This window comes from Flavobacteriales bacterium (assembly GCA_013214975.1).
In the GTDB taxonomy this organism is placed as follows: domain Bacteria; phylum Bacteroidota; class Bacteroidia; order DT-38; family DT-38; genus DT-38.
This window is the reverse complement of the sequence record JABSPR010000148.1, coordinates 1-2,922: the sequence shown is the minus strand read 5'-3', so window position 1 is coordinate 2,922 and position 2,922 is coordinate 1. Positions and strand designations below refer to the sequence as shown.

Sequence of the window (2,922 nt, the reverse complement as noted above, 5' to 3'; positions counted from 1 at the left end):
GTTGTTACTAGTGCTGGAAATCTCGCTGTAAATACAATAACGGTTAATACATCTATAGCTGATGTTGGCACACATTTTATCGCTTATCAAGCAGAAGATAATGGAACACCTTCTGGTGTAGCTTACGACACTTTAGTGATTAATGTATTTAATTGCTTGTCTTCTGGAGATCCTGCTTCCCTTTACTTCGACGGTGATGATGATCACGTGGTTATAGAGCACCATAGTGAATTTCAAAGCGGAGGAGAAGGCACTTATAGCGCATGGGTATATCCAGAAGCACCAAGCGGGAGCGGGGAATGTCCTTTTATGTATAAGGATGAGCAGTTCTTTTTGGGTTTAAATTCAAGTAATAATGTCCCTGTTTTTAAAGTATACATTGATGAAACATGGTACTCTGTTAACGGAACTACGAACCTTACATCGTCAGAATGGAATCACGTGGCAGGAGTGTTAACCGGATCGGAAATTCAAATAATTGTTAATGGTGCTCTTGAGGGAACTGCTTCTGCAAACGGTGTTGCTAATACGAGTACTAGTGAACTCTATATCGGAGCTAACTTAAATTCGGGTAAATATTTTAAAGGTAGACTGGATGAACTGCGCATGTGGGTACATGCTTACACTCCAGACGAAATAAACGAGAATCGATTTGAATTAGGTGCAGCGTCATCATCCTATTTAAAAGCACATTATAAATGTACTAATGAAGTAGTGCTAACTAATTCAATGGCAACAAATCATGGAACGTTAATAAATTTTGATCTTTCGGATTGTTGGAAACCCAATTATGCAGGTGTATGGAATGGTTCCGAGAGCAGTGATTTTAATAATAAAAACAATTGGGAAGAAGGCCTAATTCCCGATCCTGTTGGTAGCGGATCACTTGAGGCTAACCAATTCGTAATTGTAAAACCTGTTACCAGTGGCGCGAATAGTCTCGTAATTGACGAAATAATAGAGGTGAATAGTATAGTGTTTAATGATTTAAATAACACTTCGTTAACAAGTGACGGACATTTGAAAGTTTTAGAAAACTTGTACAGCTTTGGTTCGATAACGAACTCTGGAAGTGTAACCTTTAAAGGGACAATTGATCAGCATATTTATGGAGAAAATAATTTTAACAATTTGAACATTGATGCCAATGTATTCCTACAACAAAATCAGAATATACTAGGTGTACTTACCTTAAATACTGGAATATTAGATGTAAACGATAATGAACTAACAATAGTATCAACAGAATATCAAGCAGGTAGTGTGTTTCATAATTCAGGAAATATAAACGGAAATGTCACAATGCAACGGTACCTTAATCACAATGCATCATCGTTTGGATGGCACTACATGACATCACCGATTAGTAATGCAACAGCACTGCAAATAGATGACGACCTTTCACTTATAGGTTTTGGGAATGGACCAAGAGGCTATCCATGGCCAAATTTAATGCTGTATGATGAAACTAATTCAAATGCAGATGAGAGTTGGTGGGGAGCAGATAATATTGATACTGAACTTCAATCAATGGAGGGTTTTGTAATCTATGTGCCTAAAATAGAAAGAATGATTGATTTCACGGGAGCTTTAAATACAGGCTCTATTTCTAAATTAATTACTAATTCTGGATCAGGAAATCCAGCAATAGACGGGTGGAATTTTATTGGTAATCCTTACCCCAGTATAATCGATTGGGATTTGGTAGAAATACCTTATTTAATGGCCAATGCATTTTATATTTATGATTACAACAACGAAAGGTATATGAGCTATGTTGGTGGAATTGGAACTAATGGAGGTTCAAACAAAATTGCCACTATGCAAGGGTTTCTTGTTAATACTTCTAGCACCACTACATTAGAATTAACAAACGACGTGAGAACTTTGGGCGATAATGCATCTATATTTAAAAGTGTCAATCAAGATATTTTGCTAAGAATTAAAATAGAAGGGAATAATGTTTCAGACGAAACGGTGATTAGGTTTAAAGACGATGCCACAGCTAATTTTGATTTGGAATACGATGCTTACAAGTTAATTGCTGGTGGTAAAAGTTCCAATTTATACACAGAACTTGGCGACGATAAAATTTCTATCAACTCTATTCCAGCACCTCTTGCTGACGAAATAATCCCATTATTTTTAGAAGTTGGATTCACTGGAGATTATTCTTTCTCTTTATCCATAGAAGGAGATTTGGATACAAATATTCAAGTTTTCATTAAAGATTTACAGGAAGACATTCTATACGATATAAATTCTCATGACCCGTATTCTTTCAGTTTTAAAAAGACAGATACCCGAGATCGGTTTAATTTGATCGTAAAGAAAAGTTCCAATACGTTGAAAGGGGAAAATTCTGAGCTTAGCGTTATATATAGTAATCGTATGTTGAGTCTAACTGGACTAAAGGGCTCATCTTTTATGCAAATAATCAACATTACTGGCCAGGTGGTTGAATCAATGAATATGAGCGGTAATTATCAGAAGAATATTTCTTTAGAGGACTTTACTATGGGGACTTACATAGTTCACCTCGTTTCCAATTCTGGTACAATAGTAAGAAAGATTGTTATTAATTGATTTAAACAACCTAGAATACATTTCAATCCCAATACATAATAAATGGGTTTAAATGGAAATCCCTGTTAGTTATACAATGAATGTTGGATGTAAAGTAATTTAAGATGAAAAGAAGGAGCGCGATTTTTATAATCCTAATGGGTAGTTTAAGTGCCGGTATTTTGACTTATACTGGTATTAACTTTCATAAATTGAATAGAAAAAACAATCTGCTAAAACTTTCTAATTATGAGAAAATGTTGGCAGAATTGGTTAATCTAATACTGCCTCGAACTAACACTCCAGGCGCAGAAGATGCCCAAGTGCATCTTTTTATCATTCTAATGGTTGAAGAAT

The 2,922-nt window shown here is 35.3% G+C and carries 2 protein-coding genes; both read left to right on the top strand.

The window, feature by feature from the left end; all coding sequences use genetic code 11:
• Positions 1–2,586, top strand: a 2,586-nt coding sequence (locus tag HRT72_05435) for a T9SS type A sorting domain-containing protein (GenBank protein NQY67152.1), incomplete at its 5' end; no start/stop codon positions are given.
• Positions 2,587–2,690: 104 nt separating this feature from the next.
• A partial coding sequence (locus HRT72_05430; GenBank protein NQY67151.1) for a gluconate 2-dehydrogenase subunit 3 family protein occupies positions 2,691–2,922 on the top strand: 232 nt, incomplete at its 3' end.